This window comes from Streptomyces sp. NPDC005728, assembly GCF_040630895.1.
Taxonomy (GTDB): Bacteria; Actinomycetota; Actinomycetes; order Streptomycetales; family Streptomycetaceae; genus Streptomyces.
Genome location: NZ_JBEXYL010000049.1, coordinates 48,621 through 69,993, shown reverse-complemented (window position 1 = coordinate 69,993; position 21,373 = coordinate 48,621). Strand labels below are relative to the sequence as shown.

Here is a 21,373-nt window from a genome sequence, read left to right as displayed (position 1 = left end):
AGCTGACCGTCGAGCGCGGTCGCGGTTACGTCTCCGCCGTGCAGAACAAGCAGGTGGGCCAGGAGATCGGCCGTATCCCGGTCGACTCCATCTACAGCCCCGTGCTGAAGGTCACCTACAAGGTCGAGGCCACGCGTGTCGAGCAGCGCACCGACTTCGACAAGCTGATCGTCGATGTCGAGACGAAGCAGGCCATGCGTCCCCGTGACGCCATGGCGTCGGCCGGTAAGACCCTGGTCGAGCTGTTCGGTCTCGCCCGCGAGCTGAACATCGACGCCGAGGGCATCGACATGGGTCCGTCCCCGACGGACGCCGCGCTCGCTGCGGACCTGGCCCTTCCGATCGAGGAGCTCGAGCTCACCGTTCGGTCGTACAACTGCCTCAAGCGCGAGGGCATCCACTCCGTGGGTGAGCTCGTGGCTCGTTCCGAGGCCGACCTGCTCGACATTCGCAACTTCGGTGCGAAGTCGATCGACGAGGTCAAGGCGAAGCTGGCCGGCATGGGCCTGGCGCTCAAGGACAGCCCGCCTGGATTCGACCCGACCGCGGCCGCCGACGCCTTCGGCGCCGACGACGACGCGGACGCGGGTTTCGTGGAGACCGAGCAGTACTGATCTCCACCGACTCCGGGGTTCGCGTCAGCGGACCCCGGATCTCCGACAGGCGACCGCCTGCTCGGATACTGACCTCGGTACCTGACACGGCCGGGGCAGACACACAGGAGAAGAACAATGCCGAAGCCCACCAAGGGTGCCCGTCTGGGCGGCAGCGCCGCGCACGAGAAGCTGCTCCTCGCGAACCTCGCGAAGTCGCTGTTCGAGCACGGTCGTATCACCACCACCGAGGCGAAGGCCCGCCGCCTGCGCCCGTACGCCGAGCGTCTGGTCACCAAGGCGAAGAAGGGCGACCTTCACAACCGCCGTCAGGTGCTCCAGGTCATCACGGACAAGAGCATCGTCCACACGCTCTTCACCGAGATCGCCCCGCGCTACGAGAACCGTCCGGGTGGCTACACCCGCATCACCAAGATCGGTAACCGCCGTGGCGACAACGCGCCCATGGCTGTCATCGAGCTGGTCGAGGCGCTGACGGTTGCACAGCAGGCGACCGGTGAGGCCGAGGCCGCCACCAAGCGTGCGGTCAAGGAGGCCGAGGAGGCCAAGGTCGAGGAGACCAAGGCTGACGAGGTCGTCGAGGACGCGGCTGCGGCCGAAGAGTCCAAGGACGCCTGAGGCTCTGCCTGACGTCGTAAGCGGGTCCGTCCTTCGGGGCGGGCCCGCTTTCGCGTACCTGAGAGGATCTAGGGGTGAGTGAAGTACAGCCCGGTCACGTCCGTGTCCGGCTCGACCTGTCGTACGACGGCACCGACTTCCACGGCTGGGCCAAGCAGGCCGGCGGCAGGCGGACCGTGCAGGGAGAGATCGAGGACGCCCTGCGTACGGTGACCCGGTCGAAGGAGACGTACGAGCTGACGGTGGCCGGGAGGACGGACGCCGGGGTGCACGCGCGCGGACAGGTGGCCCATGTCGACCTGCCGGCGCAGGTGTGGGCCGAGCATCAGGAGAAGCTGCTGAAGCGGCTCGCCGGGCGGCTCCCGAAGGACGTCCGGATCTGGAGCCTGACCGAGGCCCCGCACGGCTTCAACGCGCGTTTCTCGGCGATCTGGCGGCGCTACGCCTACCGCGTCACCGACAACCCCGGGGGAGTGGACCCCCTGCTGCGGGGCCACGTCCTCTGGCACGACTGGCCGCTCGACGTCGTCGCCATGAACGAGGCCGCGCGGGCGCTGCTCGGCGAGCACGACTTCGCCGCCTACTGCAAGCGGCGTGAGGGTGCGACCACGATCCGGATGCTCCAGGAGCTGAGCCTGGCCAGGGACGCGGACGGGATCATCACCGCGACCGTGCGTGCCGACGCGTTCTGCCACAACATGGTGCGCTCGCTGATCGGCGCGCTGCTCTTCGTCGGCGACGGCCACCGGGGTCCGGAGTGGCCGGGGAAGGTGCTGGCCGCGGGGGTACGCGACTCCGCCGTGCACGTCGTACGACCCCACGGGCTGACCCTGGAGGAGGTCGGCTACCCCGCAGACGAGCTGCTGGCCGCCCGGAACAAGGAGGCCCGGAACAAGCGCTCGCTTCCGTCGGCGGGGTGCTGCTGAGAACTACTGGCCGGCGGCCGCCGAGGCCTGGGCCTCGCCACGGCGCCTGATCTGGCCGAAGACGAACTCCTGCAGATCGTCCCCGGTCGCGAAGGCCTTCGTGTCCTTGTCGGTGACGTTCTTGCCGTTGAGGAAGCCGGTGATCGTGAAGTAGGCGTAGCGGCCGTAGGCGTTGCGGGTCGAGCGGCAGATCGCGCCGTCGCAGAAGGACTTGATGCCCTTGCCGGGCAGCGCGCGCACGATGCTCCGGTCGTCGGTCTGGGCCTTGGCCTTCGTCGCCTGTGCCTCGGTGTCGAAGACGGCGACGCCGACGGTGATCGCGAGGCCGGGCTTGGTGTAGCTGGCGCGTATCAGACGGGTGCAGCCGTTCGAGGTGAGGATCTTGTTCAGGGTGCCGCCGGCGGCGGAGGCGCAGTTCTTCGTGTCGGCCGTGGCGCCCTTCTTGTACACCGCCTCGCCCATGGTCAGCCGGGTGCCCGGGAACAGCGTGTCGGGGCTCAGCGGCGCGGTGTCCTTCTTCACACTGGAGATGAAGTCCTTCGGGTCCAGCGGCGGCGGGGCGCTGGTGGGTGCGAAGGACGGCGCCGTGGCCGAGCCGCTCGGCAGGGAGGCGCTGGCGGGCAGGTTGGTGGGGTTGCCCGAGGCTTTGTTGTCGCCGTTCGCGGACACGACGGCCATCGCGACGGCGGTGCCGATCGCGATCGTGGCGAGTGCGCCGCCGCCGATGAACAGCACTCTGCGGCGCTTGTTCCGCGTCTCCGATGCCTCGGCGAGCGCGGCCCAGTCCGGAGTCCCGTCATCACCGCCGCTGCTCCAGGGCTGCTGCTGCGACTGCGGTTTCCAGGGATCCCACTGAGACTGGGGTCCCCCCTGCCCGTAACTCATGGGGCGCATCTTAGACGGGCGCCGGGGGGTGCTGGAGCGCGTCGGGCGGCATGCCTTGTTTGTCCGTCGGCATGCCTCGTTTTGACCCGTACCGGGGCGCCCAGGTACTCTGCTTCTTCGTTGTGTATTGGCTTGCTCGTTCTCACGCGAGAGGCCTTTACCTAGGTTCCCTGGAGCAGTTACCAGTGGGCGGCATACGGGCAGCGTTCCCGGCATTGTCGTCCCCAGCTGCACGATCGCTTCAGTGATGCCATGTGTCAGCACCCATCCACTGAAGAAGAAGGCTGCGAAGTGCGTACGTACAGCCCCAAGCCTGGCGATGTGACTCGCCAGTGGCACGTCATTGACGCTCAGGACGTCGTCCTGGGCCGTCTGGCTACCACTGCCGCGAACCTCCTCCGTGGCAAGCACAAGCCGACCTATGCCCCGCACATGGACATGGGTGACTTCGTCATCGTCATCAACGCCGACAAGGTTCACCTGTCCGGCAACAAGAAGACCCAGAAGCTGGCGTACCGCCACTCCGGTTACCCGGGTGGTCTGCGCTCCGTCCGCTACGACGAGCTGCTGGCGAAGAACCCCGAGAAGGCCGTCGAGAAGGCCATCAAGGGCATGATCCCCAAGAACAGCCTGGGCCGTCAGATGCTCTCCAAGCTGAAGGTCTACTCGGGCGACCAGCACCCGCACGCTGCCCAGCAGCCGGTGCCGTTCGAGATCACCCAGGTCGCGCAGTAAGTCCGGCCACCCCCTAAGACCGAAGAGAATCTGAGGAGAATCGTGGCCGAGACCACTGCCGAGCAGCCGATCGAAGAGATCGACATCGAGAGCTACACCACCGAGTCCGAGGTGCCCGTCGAGGGCGAGTACACCTCGGAGTCGCTCGCGTCCCGCTTCGGCGAGCCCCAGCCGGCCGCCGGCCTGGGCCGTCGCAAGAACGCCATTGCCCGCGTCCGGATCGTTCCGGGCACCGGCAAGTGGAAGATCAACGGTCGCACCCTCGAGGACTACTTCCCGAACAAGGTGCACCAGCAGGAAGTCAACGAGCCCTTCAAGGTGCTCGAGCTCGAGGGTCGTTACGACGTCATCGCCCGCATCGCGGGTGGCGGTGTCTCCGGTCAGGCCGGTGCGCTCCGTCTCGGTGTCGCCCGTGCGCTGAACGAGGCCGACGTCGACAACAACCGCGGCCCGCTCAAGAAGGCCGGCTTCCTCAAGCGCGACGACCGTGCGGTCGAGCGCAAGAAGGCCGGTCTCAAGAAGGCCCGCAAGGCCCCGCAGTACAGCAAGCGTTAATCAGCAGCTGCCTGCTCGTACTCCGAACGCCCCGGCGGCACGCCACATGTGCCGTCGGGGCGTTCGTTTATCCCGGCCAAGGGCGTATAACGACACAAGACGCTCAACGGCTGGTGTGATCGGATGACCCGGCGTCTGCCACCATTCAAGGCAGCCAGGACGCTTCCTCAGGAGGACACGTGGGACGACTCTTCGGTACGGACGGCGTGCGCGGTGTCGCCAACGCGGACCTGACCGCCGAGATGGCGCTCGGCCTGTCCGTCGCGGCGGCGCACGTGCTGGCCGAGGCGGGCACCTTCGAGGGCCACCGCCCGAAGGCGGTGGTCGGACGGGACCCGCGTGCGTCCGGGGAGTTCCTTCAGGCGGCCGTGGTCGCGGGCCTGGCCAGTGCCGGTGTGGACGTGCTGACCGTGGGCGTGCTGCCGACGCCCGCCGTGGCCCACCTGACCGGCGCGCTCGGCGCCGACCTCGGCGTGATGCTCTCCGCCAGCCACAACGCCATGCCGGACAACGGCATCAAATTCTTCGCCCGCGGCGGCCACAAGCTCGCCGACGAGCTCGAGGACAAGATCGAGGCCGTGTACGAGTCCCACCGTCACGGCGAGCCCTGGGAGCGGCCCACGGGTGCCGGCGTCGGGCGCGTGCGGTCGTACGACGAGGGCTTCGAGCAGTACGTAGGCCATCTGCTGTCGGTGCTCCCGAACCGGCTGGACGGCGTGAAGATCGTCCTGGACGAAGCGCACGGCGCGGCCTCGGGGGTCTCGCCGGAGGCGTTCACCCGGGCCGGTGCCCAGATCGTCACGATCGGTGCCGAGCCGGACGGGCTCAACATCAACGCCGGCTGCGGCTCCACCCACCTGGACAAGCTGAAGGCCGCGGTACTCGAGCAGGGCGCGGACTTCGGCATCGCGCACGACGGCGACGCCGACCGCTGCCTGGCTGTGGACCACACCGGCGACGAGGTGGACGGCGACCAGATCCTGGCCGTGCTCGCGCTGGCCCTGCGGGAGCGGTCCGAGCTGCGCTCCGACACCGTCGTCGCCACGGTCATGTCCAACCTGGGCTTCAAGCTGGCCATGGAGCGGGCCGGGATCCACCTCGTGCAGACGGCTGTGGGCGACCGGTACGTGCTGGAGGAGATGAAGCGGCACGGGTTCGCCCTGGGCGGCGAGCAGTCCGGGCACGTGATCATCCTCGACCATGCGACCACCGGTGACGGCACGCTGACCGGGTTGCTGCTGGCGGCGCGGGTCGCTGAGACCGGTCGTACGCTGCGGGACCTCGCCTCTGTCATGGAGCGGCTGCCGCAGGTCCTCATCAACGTGCCCGACGTGGACAAGTCGCGGGTGAAGACGTCTGCCGACCTGGCCGCCGCCGTTGCCGAGGCGGAGCGGGAACTGGGGTCGACGGGGCGGGTGTTGCTGCGGTCGTCGGGTACGGAACCGCTGGTGCGGGTGATGGTCGAGGCGGCTGACATCGATCAGGCCCGGTCCGTCGCCGGGCGCTTGGCCGATGCGGTGAAGTCGGCGCTGGGTTGATTCCGCAGGATGCCTGCCGTCACTCGAACTCCGTAGCAGACAGTGCACGTCTGATTGCTGATTGTTTCACTTGCGTCGAGGGCGCCCCGTAGTGGCGCCCTACCTCGACGAAGGAGAGAAACACAGCATGAAGATCGTGAGCAGCACCCTGAAGCGAGCGGTCGGTCCGGCCGTGGCCGCGGGTCTCGTCGTCGTCTCGTTCGCCACCCCGGCCGCCGCCCAGACACCGGGCTCCACGGCGTTCCGCATCTTCGGCGGCCTCGCCGGGCTCCAAGCGCGCGCCGGCGTGCAGAACATTGTCACGGCCGCGGTTTCCGGTACCAACCATCTGCTCCTCACGGACACCACGGGCATTGCGATCGGCCCGGGCTGCACCCGGGTGTCCGCCACCACCGCCGACTGCGGCAGCGTCCTCACCGTCACTCGGCTCGCCATAGCGCTGGGCGACCAGAACGACAGCCTCGTGTCCACCGTTCCGTCCAACACCACCGTCGATTCCGGCACGGGTGTCGACAGCGTGAGCACCAACGGCGGCAACGACGTGATCGGCGTGCAGGACAACGCGGGCGGTGACTCGGTGGACTGCGACGGCGGCACCGACCTGGTGTTCGCAGACCCCGGGGACACCATCGCGGCCAACTGCGAGCGGCGGTTCTAGAAGCCGCCCGTCCTCGCCGTACGCTCACGCTGTCTGGCCCAGAGCCACTTCTGGGCCAGCAGGGTCAGGGTGCCTGCCAGGACGATGCCCAGGAGGTTCAGCAGGAGTTGGTTCGTCGAGCCGATCGTCTGGTCCGTGTCCCCGTAGGCGAGGGCCACGGCGGCGTTGGCGGCGGCCGGGACCGTCGTCACCGAGATGGCCACGCCGACCAGTGCGCCCGACTTGGCGGAGGTCAGGGACAGGGTGCCGGCGATGCCGGCCAGGACGGCCACGATGAACGAGAAGGCGTCGGGGGCGTACACGAACGCCGTGTTGGGACGCTTGCCCTCCAGGTCGGACCGGTGGAAGAGGTCGATGGCGTCCATGAACAGGGTGAAGCCGACCGTCACCGCCATCGCCACGGCGAAGCCCACGAGCAACGCGGTCATGGAGCGCAGCGCGAGACGGGGGTGACGCTGCACCAGGGCCGTGCAGAAGCCGGCCAGTGGGCCGAATTCCGGTCCCACCGCCATCGCGCCCACGATCAGGACGGCGTTGTCCAGTACCACGCCGCAGGCCGCGATCATCGTGGCCAGGGTGATGAAGGCGACGTAGGTGACCGACAGGGTCGACTCCTCGTGGGTCGCGTCGGCCAGGCCTTCCCAGAGCACCGCGTCCGCGCCCTCGCCCGGTGCCTCCTCCTCGGCCTTGTCGGCGCGCCGGGACAGCGAGAGATCGATGTCCTCCACGGCGATCGAGCCGGTCTCGTCCAGCCCCAACCGGCGCAGTTCGCCGATGAGTTCGTCCCCCGCCTCGCGTGCCACGTCGCACAGGACGACGTCACCGACGGGATTGCGGGCGGCCGTCGGCAGTACGACGAGGTGGGCGGTACCGACCGTCCTCTCGATCAGCCGCACCACCTCGTCCGTCTTCTCGGCGGGGGTGATCAGGCGCAGATGCAGCATGGCGCCTTTTTAACAGGCGCCCATGAACATGTCACAGCTTGCGCAGCCGGAGCCGTTGCACCTTGTGGTCCGGGCCCTTGCGTACGACGAGGGTGGCGCGGCCGCGGGTGGGGGTGATGTTCTCCACCAGGTTGGGCTTGTTGATCGTCCGCCACTGGGTGCGCGCGTAGTCGAGGGCCTCCTCCTCGGAGACCTGGGTGTACTTGCGGAAGTACGAGGACGGGTCCTGGAAGGCCGTCTGGCGCAGCTTCCTGAAGCGGTTGAGGTACCAGCGCTCGATGTCCTCGCCGCTCGCGTCGACGTACACGCTGAAGTCGAAGTAGTCGGCGAGACCGACCCGGGTGCGGCCGTCCTTGCCGGGCAGGGCGGGCTGCAGGACGTTCAGGCCCTCGACGATCAGGATGTCCGGGCGGCGGACTGTGAGCTTCCGGTCCGGGTCGATGTCGTACCTGAGGTGCGAGTAGACGGGGGCGGACACCTCGTCCTTGCCCGCCTTGACGTCGGCGACGAAGCGGGTGAGTGCGCGGCGGTCGTACGACTCCGGGAAGCCCTTGCGCGACATCAGGCCGCGGGCCTGAAGGTCGTTGGTGGGCAGCAGGAAGCCGTCGGTCGTCACCCGCTCGACGCGCGGGTGCTCGGGCCAGCGGGAGAGCAGGGCCTGGAGGAGGCGGGCGACCGTGGACTTTCCTACGGCCACAGAGCCGGCGACACCTATGACGAAAGGAGTGCCGGACTGGGAGCCCTGCTCGCCGAGGAAGGTGTTCAGGGCGCCTCTGAGACCGTCGGTGGCGCCGACGTAGAGGTTGAGGAGGCGGGAGAGCGGGAGGTAGATGTCCCGCACCTCGTCGAGGTCGATGACGTCGCCGAGACCGCGGAGCTTCTCCACCTCCTCCGCGGTGAGCGGGAGCGGCGTCTTGTCACGCAGCGCGCTCCACTCGGCTCGGGTGAGGTCGACGTAGGGAGTCGCCTCCGGCCTGGGCCGGTGGGCGCTCCGGGGCATCGAGGAGGCCGGTGAGATCACAGTCCATTGTTAACGGAGTTTGAACGGGGTGGCGGGGTGGGGTGCGTCACGCCCACCCCGGCCGCCCCCCCCTTCGCCCGGCGCCGATCGGCGGGCGGGCCCTCTCCCGGTTGCCGGGAGAAGGCCCGCGCCGGACTCGGGTCAGCTTGCCGCGGAAGCCTCGTCGACGGCCCTCACCAAGCCGTTGGCGAGGTCGTACGCATTCTCGCGGTAGAAACCGAGCTGCGTGTTGAACGCCTCCTCGGACGCGAACATGCTGTACACGGAAAGAAGGACGGCGTGCAGGATGTGCAGTTCCTCGAGCGAGAGAACCACTGTGTCGTCACTGCTCAGCCTGTGGTGGAGCTGTTCGAGTCGCCCCTTGTCACATCCCGCCCACACGGTGAGAGCGGGCTGGCCCTCTCGCCGGCCGGCGAGCCATGGCAGCAGCTCACCGAGAAGCGCACGCTGAGCTCCGACGAAACGAACGGAGAAGTCCGTTCCTTCCCGGTGTACGAAGGGTCTGGCCCTCATGAAGCACCGCCGGCAGGGTTCTTCAGAACGAACCGTCCTGAGTGCACGCCTCTTTCGAACTGTTCAGGCGTGTACTGGTAGGCGTGGATGTTGTAGGGCGTTTTCACCACCAGGACCTCCTTGGCTGTGTCGTACACGACCTCTGATCCCTTGGTGGTGTCACGGTACGTGAACTTTCCGCGCCAGCCGGCGAGGTAGTCGGCGAGTGCCTTCAGGTTGTGCCCGATGCCCGGGATCTCGTGGTCGAGCGCGTTCGCGCTCCCGTCGTGCATGCGACCGGCGTTGTATTCGACGCCCTCGGCGATGTCCAGACCGTACCGGGCCTCGATCTCCTCGTAGAGGTCGTTGCTGAGCTGGCCGTCGCAGTTGTGGACGAGGACCGGTGTGGTGTCGGCGAGTACGTAGAAGGTGTGCAGGTCGTCGACGGTGAGGTCCCAGACCGTCTGCGGTGCGGCCACCCTCTGCAGATCGGCCACCGCCTTCGACCGGTTGTCGCGGGTGCGGAGCCGGTCGCCTCGGGTCAGTTCCGACACGATCACCCAGCCGCGGCCGACCACGTACACCCGGTGCCCGGAGGTGGTGAGTACCTGCTCGCCGCCGTCAAGGGTCAGCGCGATGAGCTGGTCGGCCCGGTGGGAGAAGGTCGCGGTGACCGGGGCGGCGCGGGTGACGCCGGTGCGCGGGTCCGTCGCGAGCAGACGGTCTCCCTCGGCGATCGCGTTGATCGCCTTGTGGGAGCCGTCGGCCAGCAGGACCTGTGTTCCTGCCGGGAAGCTGTTCTTCGGGCAGCCCGTGGAGAGCTTTTCCGCTTCCTTCTTGCCGATGCCGGCGATGACATCGTCTTCCAGGCCGGACTTCTTGAGGGCCTTCCAGGCGTCGGCGATTCCGATGCCCGTCTTCACGGACGCGTCGACGGCCTTGACCGCGTCGGCGACCGCCTTGATGATCTTGCCGTCGAAGAAGGTGGCGATGTCGAAGGCGGCCCAGGCGCAGTCGCCCCAGCTGCCTCCGTTGCCGGTCAGCTTCTCGCCGCACCCGATGAAGTCGCCGAGGAGGATGTCGACGGGGTCGATTCCCTCATTGAATTCGACCTCTGAGATGGTGCGCGTGACCGTGTTGTACTGGTCGGGGATGATCTGCGTCTTCAGCAGCATCGTTTCCGAAGACGGGCATCCGGTGACGGGGATTTCCGCGAGTGCGCACAGGTAGACGTCCAGCTTCACATTGAAGTGGATCTTCGCTGTGATGATGCAGTCACCGAAGTGAAGGATCGGATTGCAGTTCTTCTTGTCGATCACCTCCGGCTTCCCGATGGGTTCGATCTTTTCGTCCCAGAAGACGCTGCCGATGCCGCTGGCGGCGCCGTCCGAGATCCGCTTGGCGTTCTTCGCCTTTTCGGCCCTGTCGGCTGCTTCCTGTGCTTCCTTGGCGTACTTGTCGGCGTCTTTCGCCGCCTGTTCGGCCTCGGTTGCTGCGGCGTCGGCGCGGGTGGCTGCGGCCCGGGCGTCCTTGGCGTCCTGTTCGGCCTGGGCGGCTGCGGAGCGGGCGGCCTGGGCGTCGAGTTCGGCGGCGTCGGCGGAGTCGCGGGCGTCCTTGGCGTAGCCCTCGGCGTTGCCGGCGGCCTTGTCGGCGGCTGCCGCGTCGGCGGTGGCCTGCTTGTCGTAGTCGACGGTGCGGGCGAGTGACGCGGCGGCTGCGGACGCGGCCTTGGCGGCGTCGGCGGCGTAGCCGAGGGCTTCCTTGGAGTAGGTGCGGGCGTCGGCCGCGTACTGGGCGGCGTTGGCCGCGTGCTGGTAGGCCTCCTTGGCGTCGCCCTTGGCCTGGTCGGCGATGTTCTTGGCTGCCTGGGCCTCGGCGGCGGCGTTCTTGGCGTGCGCGTCGGCGACAGCCTGCTGCTGCTCGGCGATGGTCTTGGAGGACTGTCCGGTCAGCACGACCAGGCCGGCGGCCGAGTCGGTGTCGACGTAGGCGGAGCCCAGCTGGATCGCGTCGTTGGCCGGGTTGGCCACCTGCTTGGCCGCTTCACCGGCGTCCACGGCCGCCTGGGCGGTGACGTGGGCGTAGCCCGCCGCCTTCGCCGCGGCCGCCAGCGCGTTGCCGGCCTCCTTGTTGGCCGTGTCCGCCTGGGTCTTGGCGTCCTTGGCGTGTTGTTCCGCCTCGTCGGCGAGCTTGACCGCGGCCTTGGCCTCGGCGGAGGCGTCCTGGGAGGCCTTGATGGCGTCGGCCACGGCGCTGGTCGCGGTCTTGACGGCCGCGTCCGCCTTCAGCTTGTCGGCCTGGGCGGCGTCGGCGTCGGAGCGGGCGCGTTTGGCGGCCGCCTCGGCGCGGTCGGCCGCGGCGTCGGCGCCGGCCGCGGCCTGGGTGGCGGCGTCGGCTTCGGAGCGGGCCTTGGTCGCGGCGGCTTCGGCGTCGTCGGCGTGCCGGTCGGCCTCGTTCGCGGCGGCACGTGCCGCGGTCGCCGCGTCCCCGGAGTCGAGGGAGTCGGCGTAGGCGGTCCTGGCGTCGGCCTTCGCACGTGCTGCCTGGGCTTTTTGTTCGGCGTCCCAGGCGTCGTCGCGCATGGCCCGGGCGTGGTCGCTCGCCTTGACCGCGTCGTTCCGCTTGCCCTCGGCGGTCTTCTCGGAGGCTTCGGCCTTGTCCTTGGCGTCCTTCGCCTTCGTCGCCTCGGACTCGGCGTTCTTGCGGTGCTGTGCGGCCTCGGCCTGTTTGGCGGCGGCGTTCTCCTTCTCCGCCTTGGCCGTCTTCTCCTCGGCCTCCGCCGCGAGCCGCTTGGCGTGCGCGTCGGCGGCGGCCGCCTTCGCATCACCCTCGGCCTTCAGCGCATCGGCGAGCTTCGCCTCCGCGGTCTCCTTGTCCTTCTTCGCGTTGTCCCGGTGCACCTTGGCCGCGTCGGCCGCCGCCTTCGCCTGCCACTCGGCCGTCGCTGCGGCCTCCTTGCGGAACTCCGCCTTCGACTGGGCGGCCTGCGCCAGGGCACGCTGCGCGATCGTCGCGCTGTCGCCGGCGGCGGCACGGGTCGCGGCCTCGGCCGTCTCACCGGCCTTCACCAGCGCCGCGAGAGCTGCGGCGGCACCCTTGGTGACCTGCGCCTTCTGCTGACCCACCAGCAGACCACGGCCGCGCGGCGCGCCATTGGCGTCCGCGATGCCGTAGGCGGCCTGCATGGCCGTGTCCGAGGAGGTGGCGGCCTTCTGCGCGGCGGTGAGCTGCGCCTTCAGGACGGCGAGCTGCTTCTTCGCGCCGGCCTGAGCCGCTGCGATGCCGGCCGTCGCCTTGGTGAACTGGGCCTTGTCCGGGTAGCCCAGCTTGCCGTCACCGGTGTGGGTCTTGGGAACGATCCTGAACTTCTGCGCGCCGGAGCCGTTGCACGTCGACAGCACGGCGTCCTTGCTGTTGTCGAACGTCGGCAGGTGCAGGCACTTGCCGGTCGCCGCGTTCCGCAGCGGGCCGGTGCTGCGGACGTCGAACGCCCACTGCTGTGCCTTGCTGCTGCCACAGTCCCGGATCTGGATCTTCGTGCCGTCGGCACTGTTGCCGTTCAGTACCTCGAGGCACTTGAAGGAGTTCGTGTTGACCAGGGTGTAGCCGCCGTCGTAGGCGCCCATCAGCTGCCACTTCTGGGCGGCGCCGCCGTTGCAGGTGTAGACCTGGACCGGGGTGCCGTTGGTCTTGCCGCCCCCCGCGACGTCGAGGCACTTGCCGGCAGCCCCCGGCACCTGGATCTCCAGCTGACCATCGCCGATCCAGCCGAGGCCGCCGGCGCTCCAGTAGTCCTGCCAGCGGGTGAGGTGGTCCGCGACCCAGGAGTGCCCCAGCATGTCGCTGAGGGCCTTCGCGCCCTTGGACAGAGCGTCGACGGCGGACTTGTTCGCGTCGAGGACCTGGTTGCGCTGGATGGCCTGGGAAGTGACCTCCTGCTGCCACTCGCCGGCCGCGGTGGACGTGATGTCGCCCAGCACGTTGTCCGGGTCGAGCGGGTCGCGCCAGCCGCACGCGGCGAAGCGGGTCTTCGCGTCCTCGACGGCGATGCGGAACTCCGGCGTGCCCGGTTGCGGTGCCGTGCGCGGGAAGCCGCCGGAGGAGAGGAAGATGCGGGCGTCGTCGGCGCCCGCGTTCGTGGCGGGGCCGCCGTGCATCCACTGGAAGGCGCTGTGCTCGGCGAGGGCGCGGTTCCATTCCGCTCCTGGGAGCTTCGGGTCGGGGTCGCCCCCGTACACGGCAGCGCCCAGATCGTCGACGGCCTTGAGGGTCTTTTCGTCCGCCTTCGGGGTGGCGTCGTCGTAGAAGCCGCTGTCGTCCCCCCAGAACCGGTCGGCCACCCAGGCGGACAGACCGGTCTGGTTGTAGAAGCTCTGCTCGCCGTCGGGCGGCCAGTGGAAGCCGGTATCGGTGAACCCGACGGGCGTCACCAGGCCGTCAAGTGGCTTCTTCCACCCGTCCCGGAGAGCGGCGAGATCGTCCATCTCCTTGCCCGCCGCGTCCCGGTCGTTCTTGTACGCGACGGCGAGCGGGGTCTGTTCCCATCTCTTCCGGTCGGCCAGGACGTGGAGCTTGTCCGGCGGCTGGTTGAGACCGTCCTGCGCGGTCGTGGCCATCGACGGTCCGCCCAGCCGCAGCACGTCGGCCATCAGGCACTGGTCCTGGCGCAGCTGCTCGGCGGCCGTGTCGTCGTACCAGGGGTAGGAGTCGCCCGCCGGTTCGGCGTTCAGCCGGACCGAACCGGGCTGGACCGCGAGACCCGCCAGCACGGCCAACGCGGCGACGGATGTGACGGTGGACGTGAATTTCCGCGATCTTCGTGATGTGGGCAGGCGGAACCATGGTCTGGGGTGCACGGAGCATCCCTTTCTTCGATCAAGGGGTGCAGGCCGTGAGGGCGGCCGACGAGCGGAGAGCGGTGACGTGTCGAATGTCCTGAAAGCGCCTCAGGAAGTCACTTCATCGGCCGAGTTGACGCGCGCTGACGCCCGGTACGACGGCATGGCGATGCAACCCCTCTCCCCGTGAGCGACGGCGTTCCCCCGGTCGCTGAGTGATGTGCGCGAACGCGGAATGGTCGGGTTCCCGTCGTGCGCGGCGCCACCATATGCGGGCGCGCACGGGGTCGTACAGGGGTTCCCTTTGAGGGGGTCGGCGCTGGCTTGAAACCTCTTGTTGCCGGCCGGCCCGCGAGTGGCGCACACAGTCCGCTCATGTGTGCATTTTCTGTGCGCTTTCTGTGTGCACGAGTGACGTCGCGGCGCGCGCCGGGCGACCAGAGTTGGCCGATTTTCGCCCCTGGCGGCCGGGAAGCGGACGCCGTGCCGCTTCTCGGTCGCTCGCGCGGTATGCAGGCCTCAGGTGTTGATGAGAGACACCTGGCGCGAGTTCTGCAGGACGCTGCCGAACTGGGGGACACCGGTCGTGTCCATTCCGGCCTGGCGGGGCGCGAGCACGATGGCCCCGGTGGTGCCGATCCGCCTGCTCCCGTCGGGTGCCACCGCGGAGGGCAGCACGGTGACTGCTCCGTCGCCGTTCAGCATCCACGGGGCGCCGACGAGCAGATCGGCTCCGCCGTCACGGTCGAGGTCGGACAGCAGTACGGCAGTGCCGAACTGCGGTACGTGCAGCGGTTCACCGGGGACCCCGTGGTTGCCCGGGTAGAAGTACTGCGGTGCCGTGGTGGTGTCGACGCCGGCCGGGGATCCGTACAGGACGGTGACCGTACCCATGTGGTAGTGCATGCTTCCGAAGAACCGCATGTTCTCGTCCGGGGCGCCGATGGCGAGGTCCTGCCTGCCGTCGCCGTCGATGTCCCCGAGGGTGACCGAGCGCCTAAAGGTTGTATGCGCCATCAGGATCCGCGACCGAACCCCCGTGGGAATTTCCGATTTCGGGCACGCGGCAGCACTTTCCGAACCCCGTCGGCGCCTAGGCTGCCGCTCATGTGCGGAATCGTGGGATACGTAGGGTCACAGTCGGCGCTCGATGTCGTGATGGCCGGGCTGAAGCGGCTGGAGTACCGGGGATACGACTCGGCGGGCGTCGCCGTGCTGGCGGACGGCGGGCTGGCCGCGGCGAAGAAGGCCGGGAAGCTGGTCAACCTGGAGAAGGAACTGGTCGACCGGCCGTTGCCGGCGGGGTCGACGGGTATCGGACACACCCGCTGGGCCACCCACGGCGGCCCGACGGACGCGAACGCGCACCCGCATCTCGACAACGCCGGCCGGGTGGCCGTCGTCCACAACGGCATCATCGAGAACTTCGCGGTGCTGCGCGCCGAGTTGGCCGAGCGGGGACACGAACTGTCCTCCGAGACGGACACCGAGGTCGTCGCCCACCTCCTCGCCGAGGAGTTCTCGTCCTGCGCCGACCTCGCCGAGTCCATGCGGCTGGTGTGCCGGCGGCTGGAGGGCGCGTTCACCCTGGTCGCGGTGCACGCGGACGAGCCGGACGTGGTCGTGGGCGCGCGCCGCAACTCCCCGCTCGTGGTGGGTGTCGGCGAGGGTGAGGCGTTCCTGGCCTCCGATGTCGCCGCGTTCATCGCCCACACCCGCTCGGCGATCGAGCTGGGCCAGGACCAGGTGGTGGAGCTGCGCCGGGACGGCGTGCGGGTGACGGGCTTCGACGGCCGCGAGGCGGACGTCCGCTCCTTCCACGTGGACTGGGACGCCTCCGCCGCCGAGAAGGGCGGCTACGACTACTTCATGCTCAAGGAGATCGCCGAGCAGCCGAAGGCGGTCGCCGACACGCTCCTGGGCCGCATCGACGCGGCCGGCTCACTGACTCTGGACGAGGTCCGGATCTCGCCGTCGGAGCTGCGCGAGGTGGACAAGGTCGTCATCGTCGCGTGCGGTACGGCCTTCCACGCCGGCCTGATCGCCAAGTACGCCATCGAGCACTGGACGCGGATCCCCTGCGAGGTGGAGCTGGCGAGCGAGTTCCGCTACCGCGATCCGATCCTCGACTCCCGCTCCCTGGTGATCGCCATCTCCCAGTCCGGCGAGACCATGGACACCCTGATGGCGCTGCGGCACGCCCGCGAACAGGGCTCGAAGGTCCTGGCCATCTGTAACACCAACGGTTCGACGATTCCGCGCGAGTCGGATGCGGTGCTGTACACGCACGCCGGGCCGGAGGTGGCCGTCGCCTCCACCAAGGCGTTCCTGACGCAGCTGGTGGCGTGTTACCTGGTGGCTCTGTACCTGGGCCAGGTGCGGGGCACCAAGTGGGGCGACGAGATCCGTGCGGTGATCCGGGACCTGTCGCAGATCTCGGGCGAGGTCGAGCGGGTCCTGGACACGATGGAGCCGGTACGGGCGCTCGCGCGCTCCCTGGCCGACAAGAACACGGTGCTGTTCCTGGGCCGGCACGTGGGCTATCCGGTCGCGCTGGAGGGCGCTCTCAAGCTCAAGGAACTCGCCTACATGCACGCCGAGGGCTTCGCGGCGGGCGAGCTGAAGCACGGCCCGATCGCCCTGATCGAGGAGGACCTGCCCGTGGTCGTCGTCGTGCCCTCGCCCCGGGGCCGGTCCGTCCTCCACGACAAGATCGTGTCCAACATCCAGGAGATCCGGGCCCGCGGGGCGCGGACGATCGTGATCGCGGAGGAGGGGGACGAGGCGGTGGTCCCGTACGCCGACCACCTGATCCGGATCCCGGCCACCCCGACCCTGCTTCAGCCGATGGTGGCTACGGTGCCGCTCCAGGTGTTCGCGTGCGAGCTGGCCACCGCCCGGGGCAACGAGGTGGATCAGCCCCGGAACCTGGCGAAGTCGGTGACGGTGGAATAGTTCTTCACGCCGTCGAGGAAGGCGCGCGCAGATGGCCGGACGCGTAGGCCAGTACGTGCGGGACTGCCTCGTTCAGGGTTCCGAAGTGGCGGTGTACGCCGTCCACCGCGTCGGTGGCGTTGACGCCCCACACCGTCATCCCGGCGCGCAGGCCGGACAGGACTCCTGACGGGGCGTCCTCGATGACCAGGCAGTCGGCCGGCTCGGCACCCAGCCGTGCGGCAGCCCGCAGATAGGGCAGGGGGGAGGGCTTGCCCTCCTCGACGGCCGCCGCGTCCACGATCAGGCCCGGCATGGGCAGTCCGGTCCGCTGGAAACGGCCGCGCACCCGGTGCTCGTAGTTCGAGGTCACCAGGGCCCAGGACTCGGGCGGCAGGGCGTGCAGCAGTTCCGACGCTCCGTCGAAAGCCGTATAGACGCCGGACCGTACGTCCTCGTCCTCCAGCTCGTGCAGCAGGGCCAGGCACTCGTGCGGGTCGCGGTCCGGGGCGACCTGCGCGAACGTCTCGATCGGCCGTGTTCGCAGAGCCACCCGGTAGACCTCGTCCGCGTCCAGGCCGTACCGCTGAGCCCAGGTCGCCCAGACGCGGCGCTGGTTGCTCACCGCGTCGATCAGTGTGCCGTCGACGTCGAACAGGATGTACTTCATGGCGCTCAGTCTGCCTGTACAGCTGTTCCGGCCCCTCGGGGCCCACGGCCCAACGGTCACTCGCTTGCCGACGGTTGAGCAGGTCAACGCCGTAGGGTGCTTCCCATGAGCATCATCGGGGTCGGAATCGACGTCGCCGAGATCGATCGGTTCCGGGCGTCGCTGGACCGGACGCCTGGGCTGGCCGATCGGCTGTTCGTGGAGAGCGAGCTGCTGCTGCCCAACGGGGAGCGGAGGGGCATCGCCTCGCTCGCCGCGCGGTTCGCCGCCAAGGAGGCTCTCGCGAAGGCGCTCGGTGCTCCGCCGGGGCTGCACTGGACCGATGCCGAGGTGTACGTCGAGGACAGCGGGCGGCCCCGGCTGCGGGTGAAGGGGACGGTGGCCGCGCGGGCGGCGGAGCTGGGCGTACGGTCGTGGCACGTGTCCCTCAGCCATGACGCGGGGGTCGCCTCGGCCGTGGTGGTCGCCGAGGGATGACGCCCCCGGGTGTGGCGGCCGGCGGTTCCGGGGCAGACTCGATGCCATGCGTACTGCGTACAGCGTGGAGACGGTGAGGGCGGCCGAGCGGGAGTTGATGGCGCGGCTTCCGGAGGGCGCGCTGATGCAGCGGGCCGCCGCCGGACTGGCCGCCGCCTGTGCCGAGGTGCTCGGGCGGGTGTACGGCAGCCGGGTGGTGCTGCTCGTCGGAAGCGGCGACAACGGCGGGGACGCCTTGTACGCCGGGGCGCGGCTGGCGCGGCGAGGGGCCGGGGTCACCGCCGTACTGCCGGCGCAGGCCGAACGCACCCACTCCGGGGGGCTCTCGGCGCTGCTCCGGGCGGGTGGGCGCGTCGCGGCCGACGCTGCTGCCGCCGCGGCCGTAGAGCGGGCCGACCTCGTCGTGGACGGCATCGTCGGCATCGGGGGGAAGGGCGGGCTGCGGCCGGACGCGGAGACGCTGGCCGGTGTCGTGGAGCGGTCCCGGGCCGCTGTCGTCGCTGTTGATCTGCCGAGCGGGGTCGAGGCCGACACCGGGGAGGTGCGGGGTGCGGCCGTCCGGGCCGACCTCACCGTCACCTTCGGGACCCACAAACCGGGGCTGCTGATCGACCCGGCGCGGGAGTACGCCGGGTCCGTGCGGCTGATCGACATCGGGCTCGAACTGCCGCCCGACCCCGAGCTGGAGGCTTTGCAGCACGCCGACGTGGCGCGGCTGCTGCCGGTGCCCGCAGCGGACAGCGACAAGTACCGGCGGGGAGTGGTCGGGATCGCCGCCGGGTCGCCGCGGTATCCGGGGGCAGCCGTGCTCGCCGTCTCCGGGGCGCTGCGGGGCGGAGCAGGCGCCGTGCGGTACGTCGGGCCTGCGGGGGAGGCGGTCATCGCCCGCTTCCCGGAGACGCTCGTGTCCGACCTGGGGCCCGCCAAGGCCGGGCGCGTGCAGGCGTGGGTGGTCGGGCCGGGTGCCGGGGACGATGCGGCGACGGTGGCGGAAGTGCTCGCCATCGACGTGCCGGTGCTGCTCGACGCCGACGGTCTGCGGCTGGCGGAGCGGGACGCCGTGCGCGGGCGTACGGCACCGACGTTGATGACCCCGCATGCCGGGGAGGCGGCCGCGCTGCTCGGCGTGCCGCGGGAGGAGGTCGAGGGGGCTCGGCTGGCCGCGGTGCGGGAACTGGCGGCGGTGTACCGGGCGACCGTGCTGCTGAAGGGGTCCACGACGTTGGTCGCCGACTCCGGGGGAGGGGCGGTGCGGGTGAATGCCACGGGGACGGGCTGGCTGGCCACGGCGGGGAGCGGGGACGTGCTGTCGGGGCTGGCCGGGTCGCTGCTCGCGGCGGGGTTGTCCGCGCGGGACGCGGGGAGCGTGGCCGCGTATCTGCACGGGCTGGCGGGGCGGTTCGCGGCCGACGGGGCACCGGCCGGGGCACATGACGTCGCCGAGGAGTTGCCGTCGGCCTGGCGGGATGTCTACCGGTAAGCCCGGAAACCGGAAGCCCGGAAACCGTAAGCCCGTAAGCCCGTAAGCCGGGACGTCATCCCTTCAAGTACGCCAGTACCGCCAGCACCCGCCGGTTGTCCTCCGCCGACTGCTCTATCCCCAGCTTGCCGAAGATCGACGCGATGTGTTTGGCCACCGCGCTCTCGCTGACGTGGAGGGTGTGGGCGACGGCGGTGTTGGATCGGCCCTCGGCCATCAGGGCGAGGACCTCGTGCTCGCGCGGGGTCAGGGAGTCGGTGCGGCCCCGTTTCTCGCTGCGGGTCAGGAGCCTGGCGATGACCTGGGGGTCCATCACCGTGCCGCCGGCCGCGACCGTGCGCAGGGCGTCGATGAACTGGTCCGTGCGGGTGACACGGTCCTTGAGGAGATAGCCGACGGCGCCCTCGCCGGAGGCGAGGAGTTCGTGGGCGTAGAGCTGGTCGACGTACTGGGAGAGGATCAGGACCGGCAGCCCGGGGCGCGTGCGGCGGGCCTCCAGGGCCGCCTTCAGACCCTCGTCCGTGTGCGTCGGCGGCAGCCGGATGTCGATCACGGCGACGTCCAGGTCCGTCTCCGCCAGCGCCCGTACCAGCGCAGGACCGTTGTCCACGGAGGCGACGACCTCGCAGCCGTTCTCGCGCAGGGTGCGGGTCAGGCCGTCGCGGAGGAGGAAGAGGTCTTCGGCGAGGACGACGCGCACGGGATCTCCAGGGTCGCGGTGGTCGGTCCGCCCGGCGGGCTGTGCAGGGCGAGCGTGCCGTCGAAGGTATCCAACCGGCGGCGTATGCCCGGCAGTCCGGTCCCGGCCGCCGGGTCGGCGCCGCCGCGCCCGTCGTCCGTCACGCTCACCCGCAGGTGCGTGCCGTCGTGGGCGAGGGCGATGTCGACCCGGGTCGCCTCGGCGTGCTTGGCCGCGTTGGCGAGGAGTTCGGACACCGCGAAGTAGGCCGCCGCCTCGACGGGCGCGGGGAGACGGCTCGGCGGCAGGTGCGGGGCCACCTCGACGTCCAGGTGGCTGTCCAGGGCCAGGGAGCGGACCGCGTCGGCCAGGCCGCGGTCCGCCAGGATCGGGGGGTGGATGCCGTGGACCAGGTCGCGCAGGTCCTGCAGCGCCCGCTCGGAGGCGGCGCGGACGTCCAGGAGGAGGGTGCGGGCGGTCCGCGGGTCGGTGTCCAGCAGTCGGGTCGCCTCGTCCAGGGTGAGGCCCAGGGCCACCAGGCGTGCCTGGGCGCCGTCGTGCAGGTCCCGTTCGATGCGGGTGAGTTCGGCCGCGTGCACGTCCAGGGCGGTGGCCCGGGTGTCGGACAGCCGGGCCACGCGGCGGGCCAGTTCGGTGGTGCGCGGGGCGGTCAGCAGGCACCGGGTGAGGCGGGCGTGCAGGCTCGTCACGACCGGCGCCAGAGCCAGGCCCGCCGCGATGAGAGCGAGGCCCAGGAGCAGGGCGGTGACCATGGTGGCCGGCGAGGTGACCGGGACGAAGGCGTACCAGTTGCCGTCGCCCAGCCGGCGCCAGACGAAGGGCTGGACCAGCGCTCCGAACACCCCGTACTCGACCAGCGCGAGCGGAAGGGCCGCCAGCAGCCCGCCCGTCCACGGCTCCAGCCAGGCCCAGCGCAGGTCGTGCCAGAAGCCGTCGTCCCCGAGGATCGCGGCGCTGCGGCGGCGGGCGGACGTGCCGTGGGGGAGGGGGTCGGGAGGGCTGAGGGGACGGCCGCTCCAGCGGGCCGCGCGCTCGCGGTACCGGTCGGACACGCGGCGCAGCAGCCGCGCCGCCGCGGGCAGCAGCCGGAAACCGAGCCCGAGCGGCAGCAGCAGCAGCGCCCCGCCGACCAGCAGCCCGGCCCCGATCACGAGAAACCCGGCCAGGCCCAGCACCTGACAGCGCCCGAGCGCGGTCCAGTACCCGCTTCGGACCAGCCCCGTCGCATCGGCCTTCGGCGCGGTCATGACCCGGCTCCGGCCGGCCCCGACACCCGACTCCGCCCGGC

At 70.1% G+C, this 21,373-nt stretch carries 19 protein-coding genes; 10 read left to right on the top strand and 9 right to left on the bottom strand.

Annotated features, from left to right (window positions below):
• From ABZ471_RS28685 to truA, 3 genes are all read left to right on the top strand, one after another.
• Window positions 1-614 (top strand): DNA-directed RNA polymerase subunit alpha C-terminal domain-containing protein (locus ABZ471_RS28685; protein ID WP_359070287.1); only part of this gene is annotated, 614 nt, incomplete at its 5' end.
• A 117-nt stretch (window positions 615-731) separates the two neighbouring features.
• Window positions 732-1,232, top strand: coding sequence for a 50S ribosomal protein L17 (gene rplQ / locus ABZ471_RS28680; protein ID WP_359070285.1), 501 nt, complete (start codon window positions 732-734; stop codon window positions 1,230-1,232).
• Window positions 1,233-1,306: 74 nt separating this feature from the next.
• Window positions 1,307-2,158, top strand: coding sequence for a tRNA pseudouridine(38-40) synthase TruA (gene truA / locus ABZ471_RS28675; protein WP_359070283.1), 852 nt, complete (start codon window positions 1,307-1,309; stop codon window positions 2,156-2,158).
• 3 nt (window positions 2,159-2,161) lie between these two features.
• On the opposite strand, the gene ABZ471_RS28670 is transcribed toward truA, so the two are convergent.
• Entirely contained in the window at window positions 2,162-3,043 is an 882-nt protein-coding gene (locus tag ABZ471_RS28670) for a hypothetical protein (protein ID WP_359070281.1), read from the bottom strand.
• A gap of 291 nt (window positions 3,044-3,334) precedes the next feature.
• Here ABZ471_RS28670 and rplM point away from each other — a divergent pair, with 291 nt between their 5' ends.
• The 4 genes from rplM (at window position 3,335) to ABZ471_RS28650 (ending at window position 6,529) form a co-directional block, all read left to right on the top strand.
• Entirely contained in the window at window positions 3,335-3,778 is a 444-nt protein-coding gene (gene rplM / locus ABZ471_RS28665) for a 50S ribosomal protein L13 (RefSeq protein WP_359070279.1), read from the top strand.
• 42 nt (window positions 3,779-3,820) lie between these two features.
• Window positions 3,821-4,333, top strand: a complete 513-nt coding sequence (rpsI, locus tag ABZ471_RS28660; RefSeq protein WP_100827765.1) for a 30S ribosomal protein S9 — start codon at window positions 3,821-3,823, stop codon at window positions 4,331-4,333.
• Window positions 4,334-4,512: 179 nt separating this feature from the next.
• Complete coding sequence (gene glmM, locus ABZ471_RS28655; RefSeq protein ID WP_359070277.1) at window positions 4,513-5,871, top strand: phosphoglucosamine mutase; 1,359 nt, start codon at window positions 4,513-4,515, stop codon at window positions 5,869-5,871.
• 127 nt (window positions 5,872-5,998) lie between these two features.
• Window positions 5,999-6,529, top strand: a complete 531-nt coding sequence (locus ABZ471_RS28650) for a hypothetical protein (protein WP_359070275.1) — start codon at window positions 5,999-6,001, stop codon at window positions 6,527-6,529.
• On the opposite strand, the gene ABZ471_RS28645 is transcribed toward ABZ471_RS28650, so the two are convergent.
• From ABZ471_RS28645 to ABZ471_RS28625, 5 genes are all read right to left on the bottom strand, one after another.
• On the bottom strand, window positions 6,526-7,473 hold the full coding sequence (locus tag ABZ471_RS28645) for a DUF389 domain-containing protein (RefSeq protein ID WP_359070274.1): 948 nt from the start codon (window positions 7,471-7,473) through the stop codon (window positions 6,526-6,528). The genes ABZ471_RS28650 and ABZ471_RS28645 overlap by 4 nt on opposite strands.
• Before the next feature lie 31 nt (window positions 7,474-7,504).
• On the bottom strand, window positions 7,505-8,473 hold the full coding sequence (gene coaA / locus ABZ471_RS28640; RefSeq protein ID WP_359070295.1) for a type I pantothenate kinase: 969 nt from the start codon (window positions 8,471-8,473) through the stop codon (window positions 7,505-7,507).
• Between the two features lie 162 nt (window positions 8,474-8,635).
• Window positions 8,636-8,809: a hypothetical protein gene (locus ABZ471_RS28635; RefSeq protein WP_359070273.1), complete on the bottom strand. Its 174-nt coding sequence runs from the start codon at window positions 8,807-8,809 to the stop codon at window positions 8,636-8,638.
• A 194-nt stretch (window positions 8,810-9,003) separates the two neighbouring features.
• Window positions 9,004-13,635 carry an RICIN domain-containing protein gene (locus ABZ471_RS28630; RefSeq protein ID WP_359070293.1) on the bottom strand — a complete coding sequence of 1,544 codons (4,632 nt, stop codon included), beginning with the start codon at window positions 13,633-13,635 and terminating at the stop codon, window positions 9,004-9,006.
• Window positions 13,636-14,343: 708 nt separating this feature from the next.
• On the bottom strand, window positions 14,344-14,841 hold the full coding sequence (locus ABZ471_RS28625; protein WP_359070271.1) for an FG-GAP repeat protein: 498 nt from the start codon (window positions 14,839-14,841) through the stop codon (window positions 14,344-14,346).
• A 90-nt stretch (window positions 14,842-14,931) separates the two neighbouring features.
• On the opposite strand from ABZ471_RS28625, the gene glmS reads away from it, so the two are divergent.
• The gene (gene glmS, locus ABZ471_RS28620) at window positions 14,932-16,779 is read left to right on the top strand and encodes a glutamine--fructose-6-phosphate transaminase (isomerizing) (protein WP_359070269.1); all 1,848 of its coding nucleotides are present in this window, start codon (window positions 14,932-14,934) and stop codon (window positions 16,777-16,779) included.
• Window positions 16,780-16,783: 4 nt separating this feature from the next.
• Here the strand turns inward: glmS and ABZ471_RS28615 are convergent, their stop codons facing one another.
• Window positions 16,784-17,428, bottom strand: a complete 645-nt coding sequence (locus tag ABZ471_RS28615; protein ID WP_359070267.1) for an HAD-IA family hydrolase — start codon at window positions 17,426-17,428, stop codon at window positions 16,784-16,786.
• A 105-nt stretch (window positions 17,429-17,533) separates the two neighbouring features.
• Here ABZ471_RS28615 and ABZ471_RS28610 point away from each other — a divergent pair, with 105 nt between their 5' ends.
• On the top strand, window positions 17,534-17,905 hold the full coding sequence (locus ABZ471_RS28610; protein ID WP_359070265.1) for a holo-ACP synthase: 372 nt from the start codon (window positions 17,534-17,536) through the stop codon (window positions 17,903-17,905).
• Window positions 17,906-17,951: 46 nt separating this feature from the next.
• Window positions 17,952-19,385 carry an NAD(P)H-hydrate dehydratase gene (locus ABZ471_RS28605; protein ID WP_359070264.1) on the top strand — a complete coding sequence of 478 codons (1,434 nt, stop codon included), beginning with the start codon at window positions 17,952-17,954 and terminating at the stop codon, window positions 19,383-19,385.
• 55 nt (window positions 19,386-19,440) lie between these two features.
• On the opposite strand, the gene ABZ471_RS28600 is transcribed toward ABZ471_RS28605, so the two are convergent.
• Window positions 19,441-20,085 (bottom strand): response regulator transcription factor, encoded by a 645-nt coding sequence (locus tag ABZ471_RS28600; protein ID WP_359070263.1) that lies wholly within the window; start codon window positions 20,083-20,085, stop codon window positions 19,441-19,443.
• Window positions 20,037-21,332, bottom strand: a complete 1,296-nt coding sequence (locus ABZ471_RS28595) for a sensor domain-containing protein (RefSeq protein WP_359070261.1) — start codon at window positions 21,330-21,332, stop codon at window positions 20,037-20,039. Before ABZ471_RS28595 ends, ABZ471_RS28600 begins: the two co-directional genes overlap by 49 nt.
• Window positions 21,333-21,373: the final 41 nt, after the last annotated feature.